Origin of the sequence: Kitasatospora sp. NPDC057542 (genome assembly GCF_042801945.1) — a bacterium.
In the GTDB taxonomy this organism is placed as follows: Bacteria; Actinomycetota; Actinomycetes; order Streptomycetales; family Streptomycetaceae; genus Kitasatospora.
The window spans coordinates 1-1889 of record NZ_JBHVFE010000795.1; the positions used below are offsets into that span (position 1 = coordinate 1).

Here is a 1889-nt window from a genome sequence, read left to right on the forward strand (position 1 = left end):
GGGCGCGTCCCGGGCGGCCTTGCCGGGTCCGCGACGCGCCCCGCCCCCGTCACGCGTCCACGACCTCCAGCCCGTACGCGGTCACGGCCTGGCGCAGCCCACCCGGGTACCCGGCGAGCGCGGGGGTGAACTCCCAGTCCCCGGAAGGCTCGCGGTCGAACCGGCCGAGCCGCATCGCGGTGTTGGTCTCCGCGCCGTCCGCCAGGTGCACCACGGCCGCGTCCTGCCCGGAACCGGCCTCCAGGATCAGCGCCGGCCCGGCGAACCCGCCCATGGTGGCCTCGGGGTGGTTCTCGGTGTCGGCGGCGGCGATGACGACCAGCCGGTCGACCTCGGCGGGCAGCGCGTCGAAGTCGACCATCAGGCAGGCGTTCGCGTCGCCGTAGCCGGTCACCAGCCGCACCGAACCGTCGGGCGTCGAGGCGTTGTTGTAGAACACCAGGTGGTCGTCGGAGAGCGCCACGTTCCCCGTGCAGACCAGGGCGGCGATGTCGTACTCCTCCTCCCCGGTCCAGTGCAGGAGCAGGCGGGAGGGCTCGGCGGCCACCTCGATCGCGGGCAGTCCGTCCAGGGCGCCGGCCTCGGCGGAGGCCTCGTCCTGGGCGGCCTCGAAGACCTCGTGGAAGCCGTGGTGCTTGAGCAGCCCGACCAGCTCGGCGCCGTTGATCAGGCTGATCGGCTTGCCCGCGACGAACTGGTGCGAGCTGGGCCCGAACCTGCTGGTGGTGACCAGGACGGCCTTGGTCGCGGCCTGGTCGTGCCGCAGCGTCCCGTACAGGTCCCGCACCGCCGTGGGCGTCACCGTGTCCCGGTACCGCTTCACCTGCACGATGACGTTGCCGCCGCGGAACGGGTCGGGGTCGATGCCGCGGACGTCCACCCCGCCGTCCCGCGACCGGGCGGTGAGCTCGACCTTCATGCCCATCGCTTCCATCAGCCGGGCGATCAGCCCCTCGAACTCGATCGGGTCCATCGCCAGCAGCAGCTGGAGCTCGCGGACGCGCTTGGCCATCCGGCCGCGGTTGGCGTTGGTGTCGTCGCGGAGGTGACGGAAGAGCGCGCGCTGGGCGCGGCGTTCGTCGGCGTCGGGGTTGCTGAGGCGGTGGAGCTTCCGGCTCCGGGACATGGGCGTGCCCCCTCTTGCATGGTGACGGTTGTTGCAGCCGTCACCGTAGAGGAATCGTGGACGAAGAACTGTCGCGCCGTCAGTTCCGCAGCCCAATCGAGACCTGGGATGCGTGCAGGTCGAGGGTCCGGCGTGGGTGGTGCGGGCGCCCGACCGGCCGGGGTGCTTTCGGCGGCCGTCCGGACGGCGGACAATTCCCCCAGGAGCCGAGGAGGAGGCCGCGGTGGAGTTCGAGGTCGTGATCGAGATCCCGCAGGGGTCGCGGAACAAGTACGTGATGGACTTCGCGGCGGGCCGGATCCGCCTGGACCGCACCCTCTTCACGGCCACCCGCTATCCCACCGACTACGGCTACGTCGCGGGCACCCTCGGCGGCGACGGGGAACCGCTGGACGCCCTGGTGCTCGGCGGCGAGCCGGCCGTCCCCGGCTGCGTGCTGACCTGCCGGGCGGTGGCCATGTGGGTGATGCGCGACGAGCGCGGCCCGGACGAGAAGGTGCTCTGCGTGCCGGCCCGCGACCCGCGCTATGCGGACCTGCGGGACATCGGCGACCTGCGCGAGTTCGACCTGCTGGAGATCACCCACTTCTTCCTGGTGTACAAGGACCTGGAGCGCGGCAAGTCCGTCGAGGGCTCGCACTGGGTGGGCCGCGACGCCGCCTGCGCCGAGATCGCCGAGTCGCGCGCCCGCGCGACGGGCACCCGCTACGCCGACCCGGTCTGAACGGGCGTCCGGGGCGGGCGGAGGGTCACCCGCCCGCCC

At 72.8% G+C, this 1889-nt stretch carries 2 protein-coding genes; one reads left to right on the top strand and one right to left on the bottom strand.

Annotated features, from left to right (window positions below):
- Nucleotides 1–49: 49 nt before the first annotated feature.
- Nucleotides 50–1126, bottom strand: a complete 1077-nt coding sequence (locus ACFU7Y_RS43570; protein ID WP_380771997.1) for a restriction endonuclease — start codon at nt 1124–1126, stop codon at nt 50–52.
- Between the two features lie 223 nt (nt 1127–1349).
- Here ACFU7Y_RS43570 and ACFU7Y_RS43575 point away from each other — a divergent pair, with 223 nt between their 5' ends.
- Complete coding sequence (locus ACFU7Y_RS43575; RefSeq protein ID WP_380771999.1) at nt 1350–1850, top strand: inorganic diphosphatase; 501 nt, start codon at nt 1350–1352, stop codon at nt 1848–1850.
- The last annotated feature ends 39 nt before the right edge of the window (nt 1851–1889 follow it).